Below are 21,661 nucleotides of genomic sequence, written 5' to 3' on the forward strand. Positions count from 1 at the left end.
GGCTCCCTGCACCTTGTATTTTCGTTTTTATTATTATAACATCTGTTCTAATAATTAAAAGGTCAGCAGTAGTGTTTTAATCTCGTATGGTTTAATCGTAAAGGTAACACAATTATTGGTTACTTGCAAACTGCTTTGCGGGTTTTCAAGCAAATCACACTCGGTTACACAGCTGGGTTTGGTATGCAATGCAAGTGTTGCATTGGTACGCATGTTACGGCTTTCGTAAATACGAACAACAATGCCTTTACCGTTTTCAGCTTGTTTCACAGTTTCAAGAACAACATTATCTTTATCCAAAGAGGCAAATGAAAAATTTGTACCTGCTGTACCGCCGCAAATAGCAGTCATTGGGCTGTTGAGGTCGGCAGCTTGTTGTTGTGTATCTGCAGTACGCCATGTACCTTCGTGCGGATAGAGTGAATAGGTGAATACATGTTCTTCCACATCGGTATTTGGGTTTGGTTCGATACCCGATTTGATAAGAGTTAATCCGATATTCCCCTGGCTAACACTGTGGCCGTATTTGCAGTCGTTCAAAAGGCTCACACCGTAACCACCTTCCGACACATCCATCCATTTGTGTGCACAGCTCTCAAACCGAGCCATATCCCAACTGGTATTGGTATGCGTTTTGCGCGCTACGTTGCCGAATTGGATGTCAAAAGTTGCTTCATCGGTATGAACATCCACAGGGAAATGTACCTTAAGCAGATGCTGATGCTCTTTCCAATCCACCCAAGTATCAAAATCAATACGTTGAGTGTGGGCATAAAAACGAATACGCTGGCTCATTTTCGAGTGCATAAAGCTGCGTTCAACAGTCAGCTCTGCGCATAAAGGGCCAACAGATGTCCATTCCATAGAGGTTACACCATCGATGTTCCAGAATTTTTCGGTGTAAAACACATCAATATCCCAGTTATCATAGTAAATGGGTTTATCTTCATAAACACGCAATTGGTTGCATTTATGCTGCGGCGTTATAATTTCGCGTTCATTTTGTTTATCAAACAGCGATGAAAATGCGCCGTCTCCATCAATATCCACTTTATAAAATGGAGTTTCGATTGTATAACCATCATTTTTAGCACTGTATTTAAAAGGGGAGGGGGAATTTTTAATTGCTTCTGCCTGTGCAAAGGTAGTGTAACCTTTTGATGGTATATTTTTTACCAAAGCGTAGTTGGTACCGCCAATTACTTGCGAAGGGAGAGTACCATGTTCATCTGCAATTGCAGCAATCCCATCAGGCAGGGCAACAAGGCCTTCGTGGTGAAACCCAAGGGTATTAAACACAGTCACTCCGTTGCCTGCACCGGCAATGGCTGCTTTGCGCTCGGTAATTAGCGCTTGGCTTTTTTCTGCAATTTCTTGATACTCTTTTTTGGTTACCTCGTATACTTCTTCAATCGAAGAACCGGGCAAAATATCGTGGAATTGGTTGAGCAGCACTGTTTTCCAAAGCTGTTCCAACTCGGCAGGGTAGGCAACACCTTTTTCTGCAGCAAGTACGCTTAGCAGTTCCAAATCCATTAAAGCAAGCTCGCTTTTACGGTTTGCACGTTTATTGCGCGCCATAGAAGTATAAGTGCCGCGGTGATATTCAAAATAAAATTCACCGGTCCAGGTTTGCAAACGCGGGCTGTCTTTTACCCGTTGCTCGAGTTCTTCAAAGTATTGGCGAGAGCCTGTTTGGCGTACCTTTGGAACACCTTTTATGCCTTGTTCCATACGACGGCCGGTTTCTAGCATGGCACGGGTTGGCCCTCCGCCACCGTCACCGTAACCGTAAGAAATGAGGATGTCATTGTTCATTTCTTTGTTCTGATAGCGTTCCCAACCACCCATGATAGAATCTGGATGAAGCATACCGTTGTATGTTGTGAAAAAGCGCTCAACACTTTGCCCTACTCCTAGGGTTGAGATAAAGTGTGTAAGAACCTTCGTGCCGTCAATACCCTCCCACAAAAGTGTATCATTGGGTACCTTGTTAAACTGGTTCCATGACAATTTTGTTGTCATAAAATAGTCAATCCCGCACTTTTTCATAATTTGCGGTAATGCACCTGAGTAACCAAATACATCCGGTAACCACAAGACATGGTTATCTGCACCGAATTCCTCTTTAAAAAAGCGCTTTCCGTATAAAAATTGTCGTACCAAACTCTCACCTGAGGTAATGTTGCAGTCTGCCTCAACCCACATGCCGCCCTCAGGCTCCCAGCGTTTTTCTTTGATACGCTGTTTTACCTGCTCGTACAGTTCGGGGTAGCGCTCTTTCAAAAATGTATACAGTACAGGCTGGCTGGACATAAACTGGTACTCAGGATATTCCTCCATCAGCTTTAAAACAGTTGCAAAGCTGCGTGCAACTTTTTCGCGTGTCTGCTGTACCGTCCACCACCATGCCACGTCAATATGGGTATGGCCTACACAGGTTGCAATTACTTCATCGAACCCTGCCATATCAGTATACAAAGCTTTCTGAATATAGCTGCGGGCAGCATCTACAGAATTATAAAAATCATGAGAGGGTACATCACGCAAATCCAACAGATTAATGGTATTGTTCAGCACAGTAAGGATGTCTATAGCAGTTTTGCCTTTTTCATCCATACGTGCAAGTGCCCATAGCGGTACCTGAATATCGTAATAAAGTGCCTCTACAGCAGGGCAAATTTCCATTACATCAGCAAACAGATTGAATTCGGTATGCAATATACCGGTATGCGCTTGCAAGTCAATGGTATAACGATCGCCTGCATGTGCCTTATCGGTAATTTTAATTTCACGGTGGTTCATATCGGCACCTTGGATAGGTTCACCGTTTACAAATACAAGAAATTGCGGGTTTTTTGCATCATCCCATTCTTCTATTTGTGTCCTCAATAAAATCCACAAGCTTTTACCTTCGTAAGAGGCAGGCACAGTAAATGCAGTACGAAACCAATAGTGTTTGTCCGGCCCGTACCAGTGCATTTTGGTGCTTTCAAAAGCCTGCCAAGAAGCACCGTCGTTTTGTACAGCATCAGGGGTAAGCCAAAAACCTTGTTTCATTTCCCAATTTGTCAGTGAAAATTTTTGTGTTACCGAGAATTTTTTTAATTGTGCAGCAATTACCTCTACACGCTCTTTTGCAAATATCATATTGTTTACCTCATTTTTACGCCAAGGGGTATTCTTTCATATAATTTAGCAACTCATCTACGGTGGTGAAAGCAAGCCCGGTTACGGTATCTGCACAGCCGTAGTAGATTGCAATGCGCCCGGTATCTGCATCGGTAAGCGCCGCACAAGGGAAGGTGACATTCGGGACATCGCCAACACACTCGTAAAGTTCTTGCGGGCCAAGGATGTAATTGCGGCTGCGTGCTTTTACTTTCCAAGGCTCATCAATATCCAGCAATGCACAGCCAATGCGGTATACAAAGCCGTTGCAGGTATTGATAACACCATGGTAAATCATCAGCCAGCCTTCGCTGGTTTCGATAGGTACTGCACCGGGGCCTATTTTTTTACTCTGCCAAGCCGAAGCATCGCCGTTAATTGTGCCCATTACCCAGCGATGTTTACCCCAAAAGGTAAGGTCGGGGCTTTGGCTGCAAAAAATATCACCAAACGGTGTATGTCCTGTGTCCGACGGACGAGATAACATCATATACATATTGCGTATTTTGCGGGGGAATAATACGCCGTTGCGGTTGTATGGTAAAAACGCATTCTCAAGCTGATAAAAAGTTTTAAAGTCTTGCGTCCATCCCATACCAATGGTTGGTCCATGTGCTCCGTTACACCAAGTAATGTAGTATTTGTCATCAATTTTGCATACACGGGGGTCGTAGCGATATTCGCGTACGGTTATTTCTGCGTCGCCCCCAAATGCAATAGGCTCTGCGCTTATTTCCCAATTGATGCCGTCTTTACTAAACCCGGGGAAAATGTCCATGCTCACCGAGCGGCTGTCACAACGAAAAACACCGGCGTAACCGTCTTTAAACGGTACCACTGCGCTGTTAAAGATACTGTTTGAGTTAGGGGTTGCATCTCGGGGGATAATAGGGTTTTGGCTGTAGCGCCAAACGGGGCCGCGTGTATTTACGGGTTTATCTTGCCATGGCATATCGGGCAATGAGGTTCCAATAATGTGTGCCATAAAATTCTCCTTATTTCTTACCACTGAAGTTATTTCTGTGCGCGCATTTCAGATGGTGTAATATTGTAATAGCTGTGAAAATGCTGATAAAAATAATTTAGATTGGAATACCCCACATCAGAAGCAATCGATGCAATGGTATCATTCGTGTTGAGAATACGTTTTGATGCAGCGGTAAGCCGATAAATCATGAGGTATTCTGAGAATTTCAGCCGCATTTCTTTAATAAACAACTGGCCTAGATAGGTAGGGTTCATGCGAAAGCGGTCAGCAATTGATTTTAGTGTAATGTTTTCATTGTATTCTGCTTTCACCATCAGCAGTATTTTACAAATAAGAGAGGGGAGGGTGTTGTAATGCACGCCCAGTACCGGGTCAATATCTTCTTCGTTGTTTTCCGCTTCGGGTAAAGTTCCGTGCAAATTCTCCACTATAATGCGTTTGAGGCATTCCTCTAATTTGTCGGTACGAATAGGCTTAAGTAAGTAATCCAGTGCACCGCACCGCAACGCTTCGCACGCAAAACGAAAATTACCGTAACCGCTCATCATAATATAATTAACTTTCAATCCAATATCATTTAAACGATTGATTAAATCGTAACCATAATCGTTTCCGATACGCACATCCACCAAAGCAATATCGGGTTTGCAATCTACTGCGCGCGCAAGTGCATCGGGGCATGTGGTAGCAGTTTCTATTCTGGTAACACCATAGTGCTTCCAATCAACCATATAGCGCACGCCCTCTAATATGTTTGGCTCATCGTCAACAATTAACAAGGTGTACATTATGCATCCTCCTTTTTGGGTATGTGGATTGATACACAGGCGCCGCTCTCAGGGTTGTTACGTATTTTCAAAGAAAAGCCCTCGCCATAAAAATGCTTTAGTCGAATATAAACATTACGTAAGCCAATACTCGAATCTTTACTTTCGGTACTTGATTGCAAATTGCGGTTTATTTCGTCCAGTTTATCTTGTTCAATACCACTGCCGTTATCAATCAATTCAATTCGCCAGCCGTCCTCCTCAGCATATCCGGTAGCAATTAACAGGTTGTATTCGCTTGTTGGGTCAAACCCATGCCGAAAATAGTTTTCGGCAAGTGGCTGAAGCCAAAATTTAACCGTTTTCATGCTATACATTTCAGGTTCCAATTCAATCTGATACGATACATTGCCGGCGTAACGCAGCTCCATAATATCCAAATACATTTTCAGCAATTCAAATTCTTCCTGTAAAGTAATTATATCACCGCCGCGTACCACTTCACGAAATAACCCGCCCAATAGGGCGATGGCATCTGCTGTGGTTGTGTCGTGCTCTACAAGTGCACGTGAACGGATAGCCTCGAGTGTATTGTACAAAAAATGTGGATTTATTTGGTGCTGTAAGGCACGCATTGCAGTTTCTTGCTGTTTGATTTTTAACTGATATTCTATACGGATGTATTCGTCCAATACCTTAACCATATTTTGCAGTGCAGTAGCGATAATACCGTATTCATCATGTCTTAATGTATTGGTGCTTTTTAGAGATTCTGCAGATTTAAAATCGCCTTTTTCTACTGCTGCAATTGTATCAAGTATATAGCCTAAAAACTTTGCATCATCTCTTAAACCATATAGCACCCACGCTATTACAGCAAAATCAAGTACAGTAAATGCTGCCAGTAACAGCAATAATGTTGTACCGTTTTGTTGCAGCAATGTGGCGGTATCAGTTAAGGCAACATATTTAAAATTGTATAAGCCTGAAGAAAAAGTAGTATAAAAAACTCGGTTAAACGGTCCATCCTTAAAAGAGCCTTGTGTTTGAGGCAAACCTTGCGCCTGCCATAAACGCAGTATGCTTTTTTTGCTTTTGTCCGTAGCCCCGGACATGTTACCATTTGTAAAAACGGCACACACCCCCGCATCTGGGCGGGGGGTACGGTACATGCTGTCGCCGGAAACAAGAAATTGGATTTCCCCCAGTTTTTTAGCTAAATTATTTAAATTATGAACCTGATAGCTTACCAGCAGGGCATCACCATAATATGCTTGTTCTTCGCCATTTGAATTATTAGAAAACCAAAGCTCAATCTCGCCAGAAACTTTGTTAATTTGCACACCCTTGCTGCCACTATCCGAAACCAGTATTGCACTGGTTATAGGACTTGACGAGCTGTTGATGAGACTGATAAGATGCGATGGAAAATAGCCGATTTGTGCACGACTGGTTCGGCTGTTTTCTGCACGTGCAAGGGTATATTCCTTTTCGGATTTTGCATGAAATAGTACAGCAGCATCTTGCATTAGCGGCGTACTGGAATAAATACGCACCATAAACTCGTTCGTTTGCTCTACTGCGTTGTGTACTCGGGCTTCTATTCCCGCAAAAGCATCTTCTGCCACTTTACGCTGTGTGTTAATCCATGCGTTAATAAAAAATAAGCTCATACCGCCAAACAAAAAAATACTAACTGCCATTACCACTACTATAATGGTAATTAACTTCGTGCGATAGATTTTAAAACGAAACAACGTGCTTTGCATTAATAAATCTCCTTTACCTAGGTTTCACTATATTATACCATTTATAGGGTTTTATTAAAATGCAAAGCACATTGCTGTTAACGGTTAAGCTTAATAACTATTTAAAAAATTCGTCTATTTGTTTTTGAGCCTCGATCATAATAGTATCAAAACCTGCGGCTTTTAATTCTTTCAAACAAGCCGGTACTGCTGTTTCAGGGTCAGAAGCACCTGCCATCATATCGTAGCGGTACTTATCCCAAACCACTTTGCAGTTTGCAATCTCGTTTTGGATATTTGAAATATCTAGTGCAAAGCCCATGCAAACAGAGGTAGTTGCATCTTCGTTTTGTTTTTTAACATCATTCCACTGGTTGGGGTCACTGCCATCTTCAGTAGACATATTAAAGAATGTTGCTTGTGTATATTTGGGCAGACCTTGGAACCAAGCATCGGTGAGTACCTTTACAACGTTTTCGCTTACATATTCAAAGTGTTTACCTTCTACACCATAAGCCAGCATATCACGGAATTTATGGTCGGTGTTAGCAAGTTGCAAAAGCTCGAGTGCTTTCTCTTTGTATTTAGAGTTTGCAGAGATTGCGTTTAAAGAGCCCTGAATGGAATCGGTATTATACACGGGGCCAAATACTTTAACAGTGTCATATTTTTCAACACCGTGCAGCTTTTGCCATGTAGATACTGCCTGTGGCCAGCCCTGTGCAGAGAGGTATGGCAGACCTACGGGAGCCTCAAGAAGAACGTTAGCATCTGGGTTGATAATGCCGTCTTTGTACCACTGGTTCAGCAGCTTGAGGTTTTCCATAATTTCTGGCTGCTCTAAAACGCTTACTACTTTACGGTTTTTGTCGTCAATTTTTACTCCTATTGGGTAAAGACCGGCAGTTAAACCATCGTATTCGTTAAAGAAGCCGCTAAATTGGCTGCCTTGTGAAAGCTGTAAGGGGTAGAACCCTTTGCCTTCGCCTTTTTTCATAGCTCTAAACGGAGCATCAAGGTCTTTCATAGTTTTAATCGATGGTACATCGATGTTGTATTTTTGAACATATTTGTTATCAAAACACCAGAATTGAGCAATGGATGAATCTTTGTAAGTAGGCACTGCATAAATTCTGCCGCCAACTTGCGTACCTTTCCACAATTCTTCTGGGATGGTTTTGTAAAGATCGGGTGTGTTCGATTCTACCATATCGGTAATATCTGCAAATGCGCCCATGCTTACAAAACGGTTGTAGTTGTTGGTATTGGTAAACATCAAGTCAAAATACTCGCCGGAGTTGACGATGGTATTCATTTTCTTTTCCCAATCGCCCCAAGATGAAATTTTGATTTCTACTTTGGCACCAATTTTTTCAACTAGGTACTTGTTAATCGTATCTAAACTTTCGCTTAAGTCTGCAGGAACTGTACCGCCGATGCTCCACCACACAAGTGTAGGAATTTCGCCCGTAGCTTCAGAACCCGATGTGCCGTCATTCGGTTTACCTGCAGGTGATTTGTTACATCCTGCAAGCATACCGGCAGACATTACCAATGCAAGAACAAGAGAAACGATTTTCTTGAGATTCTTTTTCATTGTGTACCTCCTAAGAAATTTTTATTTATCTGCCGCATAATACGGCATGATAACAAATGGAATTTTGTCAGCCTTTAACAGCACCGACAGTAAGACCAGAGATAAAGTATTTTTGAAAGAACGGATAAGCACAAGCGATGGGAAACACGATAATAACGACAATGGCCATACGTGCAGCCTCTTTAGGCATATTTGCCAAAAGCTCTGCTTGGGTAACACCAAGCGATGCCGCGTTTTGAGCCAGCATGTTGATGTTTGTTAGGATAGTGTTTAGAAGAGCCTGCAATGAAAGCAACTTTTGGTCGTCGATATACAGCATCGATTGGTACCAGTCGTTCCAGTAAGAAAAACATAAAAACAAACCGATTGTTGCCAGTACAGGCAGCGAAATTGGCAGCACGATACGGAAAAATATGGTGAACTGCCTAGCTCCGTCCAATTTAGCCGATTCTATCAATGATTCGGGAATGGTTGACTTGAAAAATGTTTTACAAATAATTACATTAAAAGACGATACCGCAAGCGGTAAAATAAGCGCCCAAACGGTATTTTTAAGCCCTAAAAAAGATGACGTAATAAAGTAAGTGGATACAAGACCGCCGTTGAACACCATAGGTATAAAAACCACCATGGTAAGAAAACCTCTTAGTTTGTATCCCGGGCGAGATAATACGTAACCCATAAGTGTGGTTAACAGTACACCCAGTGCGGTTCCTATAATGGTAACAAACAGTGATACACCCAGTGCTCTGAAAATAATCGTGCTCTCATCCAATAAGAACTTATAACCATCAAAAGAAATTACTTTTGGTAAAATGCGGTAACCATGTTCAATAATCGATTGCTCGGGTGAAAGCGAGATGGATATAACGAACAGCACCGGGATAATACAAATGAGTGCAAGCGCAATAAAAATAATATTAATTATAATGTTGCTGCCCGTGGATACTCGGTTGAATTTTTCCAAACCGTCCAAAGCTTGTTTATGCTTTTTAGCCAATGTATTTCCCTCCTTATATCATTGCACTGTCGGGGTCTACTTTACGCACAATGCCGTTTGCAATTAAAATAGTAATGCATCCGGCTACCGATTGTAAAAATGCCGCGGCGGATGCCATACCGGTTGTCGAAGTTTTCAATTGTTTAAATACAAACACATCTATCGTTTGTGTTACTGAGTACAAGGAGTTCGAATCTCTCGGCACCTGATAGAACAGTCCAAAGTCGGAATAAAAGATGCGGCCTACAGCCAAAATAAACATCATTATAATAACGGTTTTCATCAGAGGCAATGTAATATATTTTATTTGCTGCCAAATCGATGCTCCATCTATAATTGCAGCTTCGTAATAAGTGCGGTCGATACCTGTTATAGTAGCCAGGTAAACAACCATATTGTAGCCAAGGCTTTTCCACACGTTCATAAATACTATGAGCCACGGCCACATGTTCTTCTCCATATACCATTGGTGGGGGTCCATTCCAAACTGAACCAGTAAGCTGTTTACAAGACCTCTGTCATAGCTTAAAAATGCCCACAACAAAGCAGTTACAACTACCCAAGAAAGAAAGTACGGTAAAAACATTGCCGTCTGGTAAAATTTTGCCAAGCGTTTGCTATGCAGCTGGCCAATCAACAGTGCTGCAGTAACCGGTAGGACGATACTTAATACAATAAACACAATGTTATACAGCAGTGTATTGCGCAATATCATCCAGATGTCTCCGGAAGAAAATAAAAATTCAAAGTTTTTAAAACCACACCAATCACTTTGTAATATGCTGTCGATGAAATTCCCTTTAATTTTGTAATCCTTAAATGCGATAATAATACCAAACATCGGTAAAAAGCTGAATAAGAAATACCAAATTGTAGTGGGTAATGCTAAAATGCTCAGCTCTGTGTCATCACGCGTCCAACGTTTTTTACGTTTTATGGCAGCCTGTTCAATTTTATGAGCCATAGTTCCTCCTCCTTTACTTACGGCCACCAATGTGTCCGCTTGCGGTGCTCTTAAGTGCATCGCTAGTTTATATATATATTATAATTGTAATACCAATGCCTTACTATCTCACATTCTTTAGGCTTTAGTATAAAAACGTTAGGTTTGTGGTAAAAAAATAACCTCATATTCAGTATTTCTTTAAAAAAATTATCTATAACTAACAAATATAGTGATGGAAGTAACATTCTTGGTGTAGACTTATTAAAACAAATATTTTATGATTTATTAAAAAATGCTTTAGCGAAAGGAGTGTTTATATTGTTATCAATCAATATTTGTGGCGGAATTCCCCCTGAACTTCAAGGCGGTACGAGGGAGATAGCAGCACTGCTGGGCTTGGATTTTTCAGAAAAAGGGCTTAAAACGCAATTACAAAAAGGGGACAAACTTGCTGTTTGCGTACAGGAAAACGAATGTACCATTATATATCGCAACAAAGTTGAATTTTTTCGTGCGTTGGCTCTTTTAGTAAGATACGAGGGAAAGCCCGTTGCAATTGAAGAAATATCTTGTTTTAAACGTTGTGGTGTTATGCTCGATTGTTCGCGTAATGCAGTTCTTACGGTAGATGCGATTAAAAATATTTTGTGCCGCATGGCATTGATGGGGCTAGACCTTGCAATGATGTATACCGAAGATACTTACACTTTGCCCCAGCAACCTTATTTTGGTTATTTGCGCGGTCGATATACGCCCGAAGAATTATGTGAGTTAGATGATTATGCTGATATGTTTGGCATTGAAATGATACCTTGTATACAAACGCTTGCACATTTGGAGCGTGCGCTGCAATGGCCTTGCATGAAAAAGTACTGCGATACCGAAGATATTCTTATGGTAGGTGCTGAAGAAACCTATCATTTTATACGCGAAATGCTGCAAGCGGCGAGTGCACCGTACCGTTCTAATCGCATTCATATTGGTATGGATGAAGCATATAGTGTGGGTCGCGGTAGGTATCTAAACAAAAATGGGTACACTCCCGTTGATGATTTAATGAAACAGCACCTTGCGCGTGTGCACAGTATTATAGATGAACTGGGTCTTAAAGCAATGATGTGGAGTGACATGCACTTCACTGCCGCGTCCCCAACCGGCGGGGTATATCCTCCTGATGCAAACCTTACTCCCGAAATTATTGCATCCGCACCAAACGATATCGACCTTGTTTATTGGGATTATTACCACGAAACTGAAACAGCATACGAGAATATTTTGAAAAAGCACACACAATTTGGTGCGCAAACTGTTTTTGCAGGTGGTATATGGACTTGGCTTGGCCCTGCAGCCGATTACCGTAAAACAATAGCTGCCACCTGGCCTGCTTTAGAGCAATGCAGAAAAAACGGTGTTCAAGAAGTGTTTGCAACTACTTGGTTGGATGATGGTGCAGAAACAAATTTGCAGACAATTTTATATGGACTGCAGCTTTTTGCAGAATACCGTTATACCCAAAATTGGGACAAGAATGAACTTGCCGCACGTTTTCGCACTACATGCGGCGCAGATGCAAACGCCTTTCTTGCGATTTCAAAGTTCAACCAACTGCCAGGAATGGCTATTTTACCCGAAGGTACAGCAAACCCTTGCCGAATACTGTTGTATGAAGACCCGCTTATGCCTATGTTTGAAGCTGACTTGATTGATTTGGCAGACCCTGTTTATTACGAACAACTTACTTCTGAGTTTGAAACCTACCGTGACCAAAACCCCAATTACGCAGTGCTTATGAACTCGTACGCATGTTTGGCGCGTTTTCTTTACTTAAAATGCCTTTGGCGTGCAGATGCAGCAACCGCTGTGCGTACCAAAAACTTAGCACTTGCCAATGCATTGTGCTCTTTGGCAGATGAATGTAAACATGCATTACAAACCCTGCGCAGCGCATGGCTTGCTTTGTGGATGTCGACCAACAAACCTTTCGGATTTGAAGTGCTTGATATTCGTTTGGGCGGGGCGATTGCGCGTTTTGAAACAGCAAAGGTAAGAATGAACGAGTTTGCAACAGGTGCAATAAAAGATATCCCCGAACTGTCGTGCGAAAAATTACCGATTTTGCGCGATAGCAAAGGACGAATAAATTGCAATAATTTATGGGCATCCTATGTGTCTGCCGGTTTAGTGGGCAGGCAACATTATTAAAAGAATATGCCCGAAAACTTGTTTTTGTACAGGTTTTCGGGCATTCTTTAAAATGTTTGTTCTGCTGGGTACGGTATTTTTATAGCACGAAGTGCACAGCAAAGCTGGGCGTACTGCACTGCAATCAATGATTTGATTGCTAGTATTACTGTACCATATACGGGAATATGCTGTGCTGTTTTTCATCCATTTCACAGAAGCATTCTTCGGGCGAAGTTTTATCGGATAATTCCAAGCGATAACAGAATTCATAAAAACCTGATAAATCCATTTTAAAGTTGGTTTCCCAGGTGTTGTTCATAATCCACGAGTAAACATCGCGCTGGTTGTTTTCTGCTTTGTTATTACACAACAAAATGGGGTGGTGGCGCATTTCTCCTATATAAATCAGCGGGGTATCGGGTGTGAATATTTGTACGGTCTGGTTTTTATTGATATAGGCAGTACCTACATCCGTCATCCAATATTCCATGCAAGTACCCGGTAATTGGTCAATCCCCGGTCTAAAAGGTTCTGTGCCTTTTTTAATGTACACCTCACGTTGCGGTAAAGCCAAGTTAAGGGGGAGATAAACACTTTCAATGTCGTTTGAAATTTCTTTTGCTATGCGCAAAGTAAAGTCGATACGCGGGATATTGCGGTACATACGCAAAAGCATGAAACATTCTCTTGTACCTTCCAGGTCAAATGCAAATTCCATAGTGGTATAGACTTCGCCTTGATTAATACATTTTACGCCTTTTAATTTGCCTGCAAATTGTTGCGCATGTACACCGCGAATATTGCGCCCTAGACGTGCACGTTCGGTATAAGCATCTTCACGTAGTTCTGTACGCTCATAAATTGGTGTAAAGAATTGCGACAGTCCGTCGGTTAGCATTTCGCAGTTTGATTTTTTGTTATAAAAAGAAGTAAATCCTTCGCCTATAGTGTAACAAATACGGAACCAGTCGTTCTCCAATTCATACGGTAAACGGTATGTTTCAGGCTCATAATCGTTAACGATATCACGCACGCGTTCTGCACCAACATAAGCATGGCGGCTATTCAGTGTTTTGGGCTTTGCAGGTATTTCTTCGTAGCTGTATTCCTTGGTTTCTCCTGCGCCAAAGCGATCGGTAAAACTAATTAAAACGCCTCTTGGGTGGCTGGAGAGCTGAACTGTCATTTCTTCTTTGGTAGCGGTATTCACTAAGCGTGCACCTGTTAACACCGGTGTTTCAATATAAAACTCCACAGGGAAAATTCCAGAGCAATTCCCCGGGTTAACTGCACGCATTGTTCCGCTGGTATTATAGTAACGCAGCGTTCCGCCCTTGCGCATCATTGCACGGTTTAACAGCAGAGCTGCTGCCTCATGCGCTTTGGATGCATAGCTGTTTTTGCGCATATCCAAATCTAAAACAAAAGTATCGTAGGGGTTTGTAACGGTTGCAGAATGCCCCCAAGTATGTTCTGCATAAAGTAAGAGGTTATCCTCTGCCGTATGGTTTTGCTCAGGGAAAGCTTCACGCAAGCCATGATCCAATTTGTCTGCCAAATGGTACATTTTTTGCGCGGCGCGGTAGTGCTTTACTGCACCGGGTGTAGAGCCCACTCCGTTAGCCCACCAATCGTTTAAATCGCCTTTATAAACAGGCAGTTCTCCTAAACGGCCGCGAATGGCAGTGTACAGCTCATTTAAAGTTACCATTTTTAGTTGCACTTCATTGCCAAAGCGTTTTCTGTAAGTCTCTATGGTACGCATAATATCGGGGTTTGGCGGTGCATTGTCGCTAAACACACCCGATACGCCGGAGATGATGAAATCATAAGGGTACCCTGCTTCTTCACATTCGGTCAAATAGTGGTCCAAATTTTTATGCAAGTTTTCAGCGGCATCTTCCATCCGTTGGTTACCAAAATAAGAATTCTCCATATAGTAGAGAATTTTATTTTCTTTTAAGCCAAGCGCGTTTCCCAAGTTGTAATGCTCACCATTCCATACCAACAAACGTTTGCCGTTTGCTGCTTCCCACCAGTAGGCGTTTTGGTTTTGGTAAAGCGGGTACATACCATGGTGTGTATGAATGTTGGTGAATAAAAACTCTATGCCATTGTCCAGCAGAGCATCCCGCTGCCCCATAGAAATACCATTGATATCCGCATTCATTGCAGTTTTAACGGTTATGTTTTGTTGTGCAAAAAGTTCTATCATGCCTTTTGTTTTTTGCTTTAGTATGGATGCGTCAACCAAATCGTTAAAATTAAGGTAAGTTGCAGAAATACCTATGCGGCCTTCTCGCACAAGGTCGAAAAACAATTTTCTTTCCTCTTCGTTTGCTTGTTCCAAAAAGCGTTCCACGCAGTAATAGGTTTCACAGTTCCAGCGGAACTCATAATTCTCTTTTTCTGTGAGTAATTGAAGTGCAGAACGTATGTGGTCTACTTGAAAATCAATTACACGCTCTTGCAGGTCGGTGTAGCCGATATCTGTGTGCGAATGATGGACAATATAAACCGTTTTAATTGAATGTGCCATAAGCGTTATCCTTTCATATTCATAGTATTTTAGTGTTATAAACGAGCTGTACATTTATTATAGTTATAAATGGTATCTGCGACTATCTCATAATTCTTAGCTTTTAGTATAAAAACGTTAGGTTTTGGGTAAAAACAACTTTGTTTTTACTGTTTCAATACTATGTTAGGGCAAAATAGATGGAACAAACCAATTAAGGCGCTTTGTGAAGATTCAGGGCTGATGCGCAGGGCAATTCTATTTTTGTTGCAAAACTGTTGCAGAGGCTCGCCAAAAAGCGAAAAGCTCTTCATCAATTGCCCTCCAAGTACCAGCGCATTCGGCTTAAATGCATTTAAAATGGGGGAGAGAGCTTCGTTAAGATAATTCCCGAAACGGTCAAAACAATGCAGTGCTTTTTCATCTTGCTCTTGCGCAAGCTCTGCAAGTTCTTTGCCTTCCAAAGGCTTCCCAAACTCCTGTAATGCTAATTTACAAATACCACGTTTAGAAAGATAATCATCAATCGTTGCATCTTTAAAAGGCAAACCATAAATCCACCCATTGGGGGGGACTCCGGGTATGCTGTTGTCAGCCAGCTTTCCATCCACTAAAAAAGACGAACCACAGCCCGTTCCAATGCAGACGTACAAACCACGTGTAAAACCGGGGTTTAATGCGTGTTCTCCCAACGCAAAAGCTTCAACATCGTTGCAAAATATAAAAGGAATATCCCTTAAATGCTGCAACACAGGGTCTTTTTTTAAAATAGCTGCAATTTCTTCTCTTAGGCTAATTCCATATAAAGCATCGTATTTGTCCAAATTTTGCATAAGGCAAATGCCGGCATCATAATCAAACGGGCCCGGAAAAGCCATACCCACGCCGCATATTTCCCACTGCTCTTGTGGGAACATCTGCTTAATTTGATTGTATAGTTCTCGTATGATGTGTACAAAATGATTGCATATTTCGGTTTTAGAATGTTTGGCATTGGATGAAAACGTACGTAGTTCCCCCAATATTTTACCGCTTTGTGTTAACACACCCGCCTTAATTTGGGTTCCGCCTACATCCATGCAAATCCAAAATTTGTTATTCATGTTATGGTCTCCTTTTACCGATCGGTTTCAATTTGAAATTTGCTGCAACCGGCGGGGTAATAGCTTTCAGAATACTCAATAGGCGTGCCATTGCTTAATTTACCGATTGAACGTATGAGCAATACAGGTTCAAATTGGCTTATTTGCAGCAGTTCGGCAATCTCCGGCTGTGGCATTATCGCTTCAAGCTCGCGTGAGGCATGTTTTACATACAGCCCTTTTTGTTCCAGTGCCTCGTATAACGATATTTGTGTAAAATCCATATCCTGCAGTTCAGGAAAACGGTTGAATGGAACATGCACTGTAGTCAGCACAACAGGGCGGTCTCCGTTATATCCATTTATTCTGCGTAAACGTGTTAAAACCGATACCTTTGCCTTACCGGTTAAATTTAGGTTGCGCATAGCATCCTCTTTTGCGTATTCGGTTTTCAGGCACAGTACCTGTGTAGAAATACGAAGCCCCTGCCGCTCGCTTTCCATACGATAGCTGGAAAGCATAGATGTAGAACGGTGGAGCAGCTTGCTCTGTTTAACAAACGAGCCTCTGCCTTTTATACGTACAAGGTAACCGTTTGAAACAAGGCGCGCCATTGCTTGCCGTATAGTAGGTCGGCTTACTCCCAGTTCGGCAGCAAGCTCTGTTTCAGGCGGAATTTGTGTTCCCGGGGGCCACTGCCCGCTGTGAATGCGTTCCATTAAAAAATCTTCCGCTTGCAGATGCAATGCTTTCATAATAATTACACCAACCTTTTCTAGGTAAATATAACACAGGAAAAAACATATGTAAATACATTTGTTAAATAATAATTGAAATATGTATTGACATATTGTATACTAAAGAAAATGATATGTAAGGAAAGGAACAATAATATGAATCATGCCACAAAGTTGTCCAATTACAACCGTTATCCTGTTATTCAGGTGCAAGGCGGCAATCACCTTGCTTTGTCGGGGTGGAATAAGATAGCGCAAGAATTAAAAGCTTGTACTCAACACAATAAAAAATCTGTTATTGTAATAGATTGCTATCCGGGTGTACGGTACGATGAATTGTTAAACGGGTTAAGCACCGTTCAGTTTGAAAATACAATATGCAGCGATGACTGCGCGGTTTCTGAGCAAGAATTGGATGCTCTTTTGGAAGATACCCTTACGGACGACCGTGTTTTCGGTGTTATGACCACAAAATTTTTAAACGATTACTTTATAAATGAGAAGCTGGAGGCAGCCAGGAAAAAAATAGATGCTGTAAAAAAGGGCGTTGTGCTTGTTTATGGTGTGGGTGCAACATTAATTACCGAGGGCGATATCTTAATTTATGCCGACCTATCACGCTGGGAGATACAGCTTCGCTATCGTGCCGGGATGAGCAACTGGCACACCCATAACGAAAAAGCAGAAATTTTATCAAAATACAAACGTGGCTTTTTTGCTGAATGGCGATGGGCAGATAAACATAAAAAAACACTGTTTGACCGTATCGATTATTTTTTGGATACCAACAAAGCCGAAAAACCTGTACTGGTAAGCGGCGAGGGGGTACGTCAAGCGCTGCGCCAAGCTGCCAAACAACCGTTTCGCACCGTACCTTATTTCGACCCGGGTGTATGGGGCGGTCAATGGATGAAACGTGTTTGCGGACTGGACCAAGATGCGCCTAACTTTGCGTGGAGCTTTGATGGTGTCCCTGAAGAAAACAGCCTCTTGTTGCAATTTGGAGAAACTATTTTAGAACTGCCTGCAATGGATTTAGTACTATATTGCCCTCGTCATTTATTGGGCGATCGTGTACATGCCCGTTTTGGCACAGAATTCCCAATCCGTTTTGATTTGCTGGATACTATGGGCGGTCAAAACCTATCTTTACAGGTTCACCCTTTAACAGAGTATATACAAGAACAATTTAACATGCGTTACACGCAAGATGAAAGTTATTATATTTTAGATGCCGAGGATGATGCATGTGTTTATTTAGGTGTAAAAACAAATGTAGATAAAGATGCAATGCTTTCCGATTTAGAACGTGCTCAGCATGGAGAATGCGATTTCCCGGCAGAGAAATATGTAAACAGCTTTCCGATAAAAAAGCATGACCATGTTCTTATTCCCGCAGGTACGGTACATTGTTCGGGCACAGGCACAATGGTATTAGAAGTAAGTGCAACCCCTTACATCTTTACTTTTAAGCTATGGGATTGGAGCAGACTGGGGTTGGATGGAAAACCTCGCCCGGTACATCTGAAGCATGGTGCGGCGAATATTCAATGGGAGCGGGATACCGAATGGGTACAAAAACATCTTCTTCATCAAGAAGTTGTATTAGATGAAAAAGAGGGAATAAAAACAGAGTACACCGGTTTGCACGAAAGAGAGTTTTTAGAGACACATCGGTTTACATTTGACAGACCTATACAGGTGCCCGATAACGGAAGTGTTCGCATGCTTAACTTGGTAGAAGGTGAACAGGTTGTCATTACAAGTTTAGATAATGCATTTGCTCCGTTTCAGGTGCATTATGCTGAAACATTTATTTTGCCTGAGGCTGCCAAAAGGTGTATTATAACTCCCGATGGACCGTCGCAGGGCAAATCGGTTAAAGTATTAATGGCGTATGTGCGCGGATAGTTTTTTGAGTTAATTTTAAAAACATTCACTCTTACAGGTGCGCTGCATATATCAGAGGCGAAAAATAGAATGAGCCATGTTATACATTACCCAAACAACCCTTAAACTTAACTAAAATAAAGGATGAAATTTATGTTAAGAGCAGATTTAAAAGGTTACCCATTTATGGATAAAACCATTGACATTGAAGAACGCATTTCAGACTTACTAAATCGGATGACATTAGAAGAAAAGGTTCGCCAGTTGGATATTTATTCAGGAACAGAGCTTGCAGGAGATTCTGAAACATTAACCAAATTTGACGGCGCAAAATATACAGAATTATTTGGAGATGTAGGTGTTGGATGCCTGCAAAACAGATATTCATCGTCAAAACTCAACAATCAAATCCAAGCCTACCATATCCAAAATACAAGGTTAGGTATTCCGATTTTATTCAGCGAAGAAACACTGCACGGATTGGTTTGGCCTGAGGCTACCATATTTCCTCAGCAAATTGCTTTAGCCGCTACGTTTGAACCGCAACTAGCCTATAAACAAGGCAGAGCAATCGCTTCAGAAGCACGGAGCTTGGGCATTCACGAAGGGTGGTCACCCGTACTCGATTTAGCGCGCGACCCTCGTTGGGGGCGAGTTGAAGAAGGTTACGGTGAAGATACTTATTTGGGTGCAAAAATGGCGTATAAAATGGTAAAAGGTTTACAAGGAGACGACTTAACCCAAAACAATGCCATTGTTGCAGAACCAAAGCATTTTTCGGGGTATGGCGCACCAAGCGGAGGCCTCAATTGCGGCCCTGCAATGTTTGGGCGCCGCGACCATGCAAATTACTGTTTGCCGATATTCGAATCTGCTTTTAAAGCCGGTGCTTTAAATACAATGTGCTCTTACAATACCATTGATGGTGTTGCAGTTGCGCAAGATAGAGAATTGCTAACCGATGTATTGCGCGAAAAACTCGGGATGAAAGGCTTTGTTCGCTCTGATATGACAGCGGTTCGCATGCTGCATACCTGCCATTTTGTGGCTAAAAATAACAGAGAAGCAATTAAGATGGGCATTGAAGCCGGGGTTGATATGCAGCTGTATGATTTCCCGCACGAGGAGTATGAAAGTACCTTAATCGACTTGGTAAAGTGCGATGAAATTACCGAAGAAACAATTAATATTTCTTGCAGCAGGGTTCTAAGAGTGAAGTTTATGCTGGGTCTGTTCGATAATCCGCTTACAGATGAGTCTTTAAGCCAAAAAATTGTAAACTGCCAGCAGCATAAGAATGTCGCTTTAGAAGTTGCTGAAAAATCGATTTGTCTGCTGAAAAACCAAAACAACATCTTGCCGCTCAAAAAATCTATAAAAAATATTGCGGTCATTGGTCCGAGTGCGGTAGCTTGCAGGTTTGGCGGCTATAGTTCTGCAAGCAGTGTAGACCGTGCTGTTACCTTGCTTGATGGGATTAAGGCAATTGTTTCAAAAAATACAAATGTAACCTATAATTCTGGGTGCAGCATTTTAGATGCAGATATCAAACCTATCCCTCAAGAGTGGCTACGCGACGAAAACGGAAAAAATGGCTTAACCGGTAAATATTATAACACTCTTGATTTCTCCGGTGAACCGGTGCATACAAGAGTTGATAGCAATATAAACTTTAACTTTATCTATTCAAAACCTGCGCAGGGCGTTAATGCCGATAAATTTGCAGTGCGTTGGAGCGGAACTCTTTTGCCTGACCGTAACTTTAAAGGCTGTATTGGGCTAAGCACAATGGATAGTATGAGATTATGGATTGACGGCAAATTAATTGTGGATGGCTGGGAAGAATTAAATGCCAACCAAATGGTTGATTTTGAATTTATAAAAGAGAAAGAGTATTCTGTTAAAATAGAATATAAAAACGACCAAAGAGGCGCCCGTGTCATTTTTGGGTACAATCACGGAAGAGTGAATCTGGATGAGGCGGTTCGCTTAGCACAAAATGCAGATGTGGCCATTGTAGCAGTTGGCGACAGTGAAGAAACCTGCGGAGAAAATTTTGACCGTGCGGATTTGAACCTGCCGGGCAAACAGCTGGAGCTGGTTAAGGCAATTCATGCAACAGGTACGCCCGTTGTATTGGTTATGCAAAATGGCAGACCTTTGTCCATTACTTGGGAAAACGACAACATACCCGCTATTGTAGAAGCCTGGCATGTAGGCGAACAAGGCGGCATGGCAATAGCAAAAGTACTCTTTGGCGATGTGAATCCTGCGGGACGCTTGCCAATGTCCTTTCCAAAATCAGTAGGGCAGATACCTGTACACTACAACCGATGCCCGTTTAGTGCAACCAAATATGTCGAAATGGATTGGCTGCCGTTATATCCTTTTGGATATGGCTTAAGTTACACAAATTTTGAATACTCGAATATAAAATTATCAAAATCCAATATCAAAGCAGATGAAACAGTAGATGTGATATTTGATGTAACGAATGTAGGCAGCTGTGCTGGCGAAGAAGTCGCACAACTTTATATCCATGATGAATACAGCAGTGTTTTGCGCCCCTATAAAGAATTGGCTGGTTTTAAACGGATCTATTTGGTTAAAGGCGAGACAAAAACGGTTACATTAACATTAGGTTATGAACAGTTAAGAGTTTTAAACAAAAATTTTGAATGGGTTGTTGAGCCTGGTAAATTCGAGGTTATGGTAGGCAGCCATTCAGCAAATATTTTGTTGACAGCTGAATTTTGCGTTTCACAATAGAATAACAGTTTGTTCTACAGCAGATAAGATACTGTTCTCTGCTAATAAATAAAGCCTTCTTATTTGATATTAAATTTATCAATAAGAAGGCTTTTTACAATGGTCTCCCGGTTCTGTGCAGCACGCTGTAAATAAACACCGTATCAGTCCTACTACTGCAAACAGGTAATTTTTTAATGTGCAATCAATACAGTTTTAGAAAAAATCGGCTGCCAATTCTTATCACAATTTACATCTTCGCTTTCATTGTGTGAAGCGCTAAAA

The 21,661-nt window shown here is 41.7% G+C and carries 13 protein-coding genes; 3 read left to right on the forward strand and 10 right to left on the reverse strand.

From position 1 onward, the window contains the following. Nucleotides 1–54: 54 nt before the first annotated feature. The 7 genes from EDD70_RS06065 to EDD70_RS06095 form a co-directional block, all read right to left on the reverse strand. Nucleotides 55–3,150 (reverse strand): alpha-mannosidase, encoded by a 3,096-nt coding sequence (locus tag EDD70_RS06065; protein WP_092751974.1) that lies wholly within the window; start codon nt 3,148–3,150, stop codon nt 55–57. A gap of 16 nt (nt 3,151–3,166) precedes the next feature. Then, nucleotides 3,167–4,156, reverse strand: coding sequence for a glycoside hydrolase family 130 protein (locus EDD70_RS06070; protein WP_092751972.1), 990 nt, complete (start codon nt 4,154–4,156; stop codon nt 3,167–3,169). A 29-nt stretch (nt 4,157–4,185) separates the two neighbouring features. Beyond that, nucleotides 4,186–4,947, reverse strand: coding sequence for a response regulator transcription factor (locus EDD70_RS06075; protein ID WP_092751970.1), 762 nt, complete (start codon nt 4,945–4,947; stop codon nt 4,186–4,188). Further along, entirely contained in the window at nt 4,947–6,695 is a 1,749-nt protein-coding gene (locus EDD70_RS06080; protein WP_092751967.1) for a sensor histidine kinase, read from the reverse strand. Before EDD70_RS06080 ends, EDD70_RS06075 begins: the two co-directional genes overlap by 1 nt. 97 nt (nt 6,696–6,792) lie before the next feature. Continuing rightward, nucleotides 6,793–8,271, reverse strand: coding sequence for an ABC transporter substrate-binding protein (locus EDD70_RS06085; protein WP_092751965.1), 1,479 nt, complete (start codon nt 8,269–8,271; stop codon nt 6,793–6,795). Nucleotides 8,272–8,338: 67 nt separating this feature from the next. Next, the gene (locus tag EDD70_RS06090; RefSeq protein ID WP_092751963.1) at nt 8,339–9,271 is read right to left on the reverse strand and encodes a carbohydrate ABC transporter permease; all 933 of its coding nucleotides are present in this window, start codon (nt 9,269–9,271) and stop codon (nt 8,339–8,341) included. Between the two features lie 13 nt (nt 9,272–9,284). Further along, on the reverse strand, nt 9,285–10,235 hold the full coding sequence (locus EDD70_RS06095; protein WP_092751961.1) for an ABC transporter permease: 951 nt from the start codon (nt 10,233–10,235) through the stop codon (nt 9,285–9,287). A 300-nt stretch (nt 10,236–10,535) separates the two neighbouring features. On the opposite strand from EDD70_RS06095, the gene EDD70_RS06100 reads away from it, so the two are divergent. Further along, nucleotides 10,536–12,419 (forward strand): beta-N-acetylhexosaminidase, encoded by a 1,884-nt coding sequence (locus tag EDD70_RS06100; RefSeq protein ID WP_092751959.1) that lies wholly within the window; start codon nt 10,536–10,538, stop codon nt 12,417–12,419. A gap of 145 nt (nt 12,420–12,564) precedes the next feature. Here the strand turns inward: EDD70_RS06100 and EDD70_RS06105 are convergent, their stop codons facing one another. The 3 genes from EDD70_RS06105 to EDD70_RS06115 form a co-directional block, all read right to left on the reverse strand. Continuing rightward, nucleotides 12,565–14,940 (reverse strand): glycoside hydrolase family 38 N-terminal domain-containing protein, encoded by a 2,376-nt coding sequence (locus EDD70_RS06105; protein ID WP_162840794.1) that lies wholly within the window; start codon nt 14,938–14,940, stop codon nt 12,565–12,567. A 146-nt stretch (nt 14,941–15,086) separates the two neighbouring features. Further along, the gene (locus EDD70_RS06110; RefSeq protein ID WP_092751955.1) at nt 15,087–16,022 is read right to left on the reverse strand and encodes an ROK family protein; all 936 of its coding nucleotides are present in this window, start codon (nt 16,020–16,022) and stop codon (nt 15,087–15,089) included. 14 nt (nt 16,023–16,036) lie between these two features. Next, the gene (locus tag EDD70_RS06115; protein ID WP_092751952.1) at nt 16,037–16,756 is read right to left on the reverse strand and encodes a GntR family transcriptional regulator; all 720 of its coding nucleotides are present in this window, start codon (nt 16,754–16,756) and stop codon (nt 16,037–16,039) included. A gap of 138 nt (nt 16,757–16,894) precedes the next feature. Here EDD70_RS06115 and EDD70_RS06120 point away from each other — a divergent pair, with 138 nt between their 5' ends. Then, entirely contained in the window at nt 16,895–18,649 is a 1,755-nt protein-coding gene (locus EDD70_RS06120; protein WP_092751950.1) for a class I mannose-6-phosphate isomerase, read from the forward strand. A 132-nt stretch (nt 18,650–18,781) separates the two neighbouring features. Beyond that, complete coding sequence (locus EDD70_RS06125) at nt 18,782–21,397, forward strand: glycoside hydrolase family 3 protein (protein WP_092751948.1); 2,616 nt, start codon at nt 18,782–18,784, stop codon at nt 21,395–21,397. The last annotated feature ends 264 nt before the right edge of the window (nt 21,398–21,661 follow it).

It is taken from the genome of Hydrogenoanaerobacterium saccharovorans, assembly GCF_003814745.1.
GTDB classification, from domain to species: Bacteria; Bacillota; Clostridia; order Oscillospirales; family Ruminococcaceae; genus Hydrogenoanaerobacterium; species Hydrogenoanaerobacterium saccharovorans.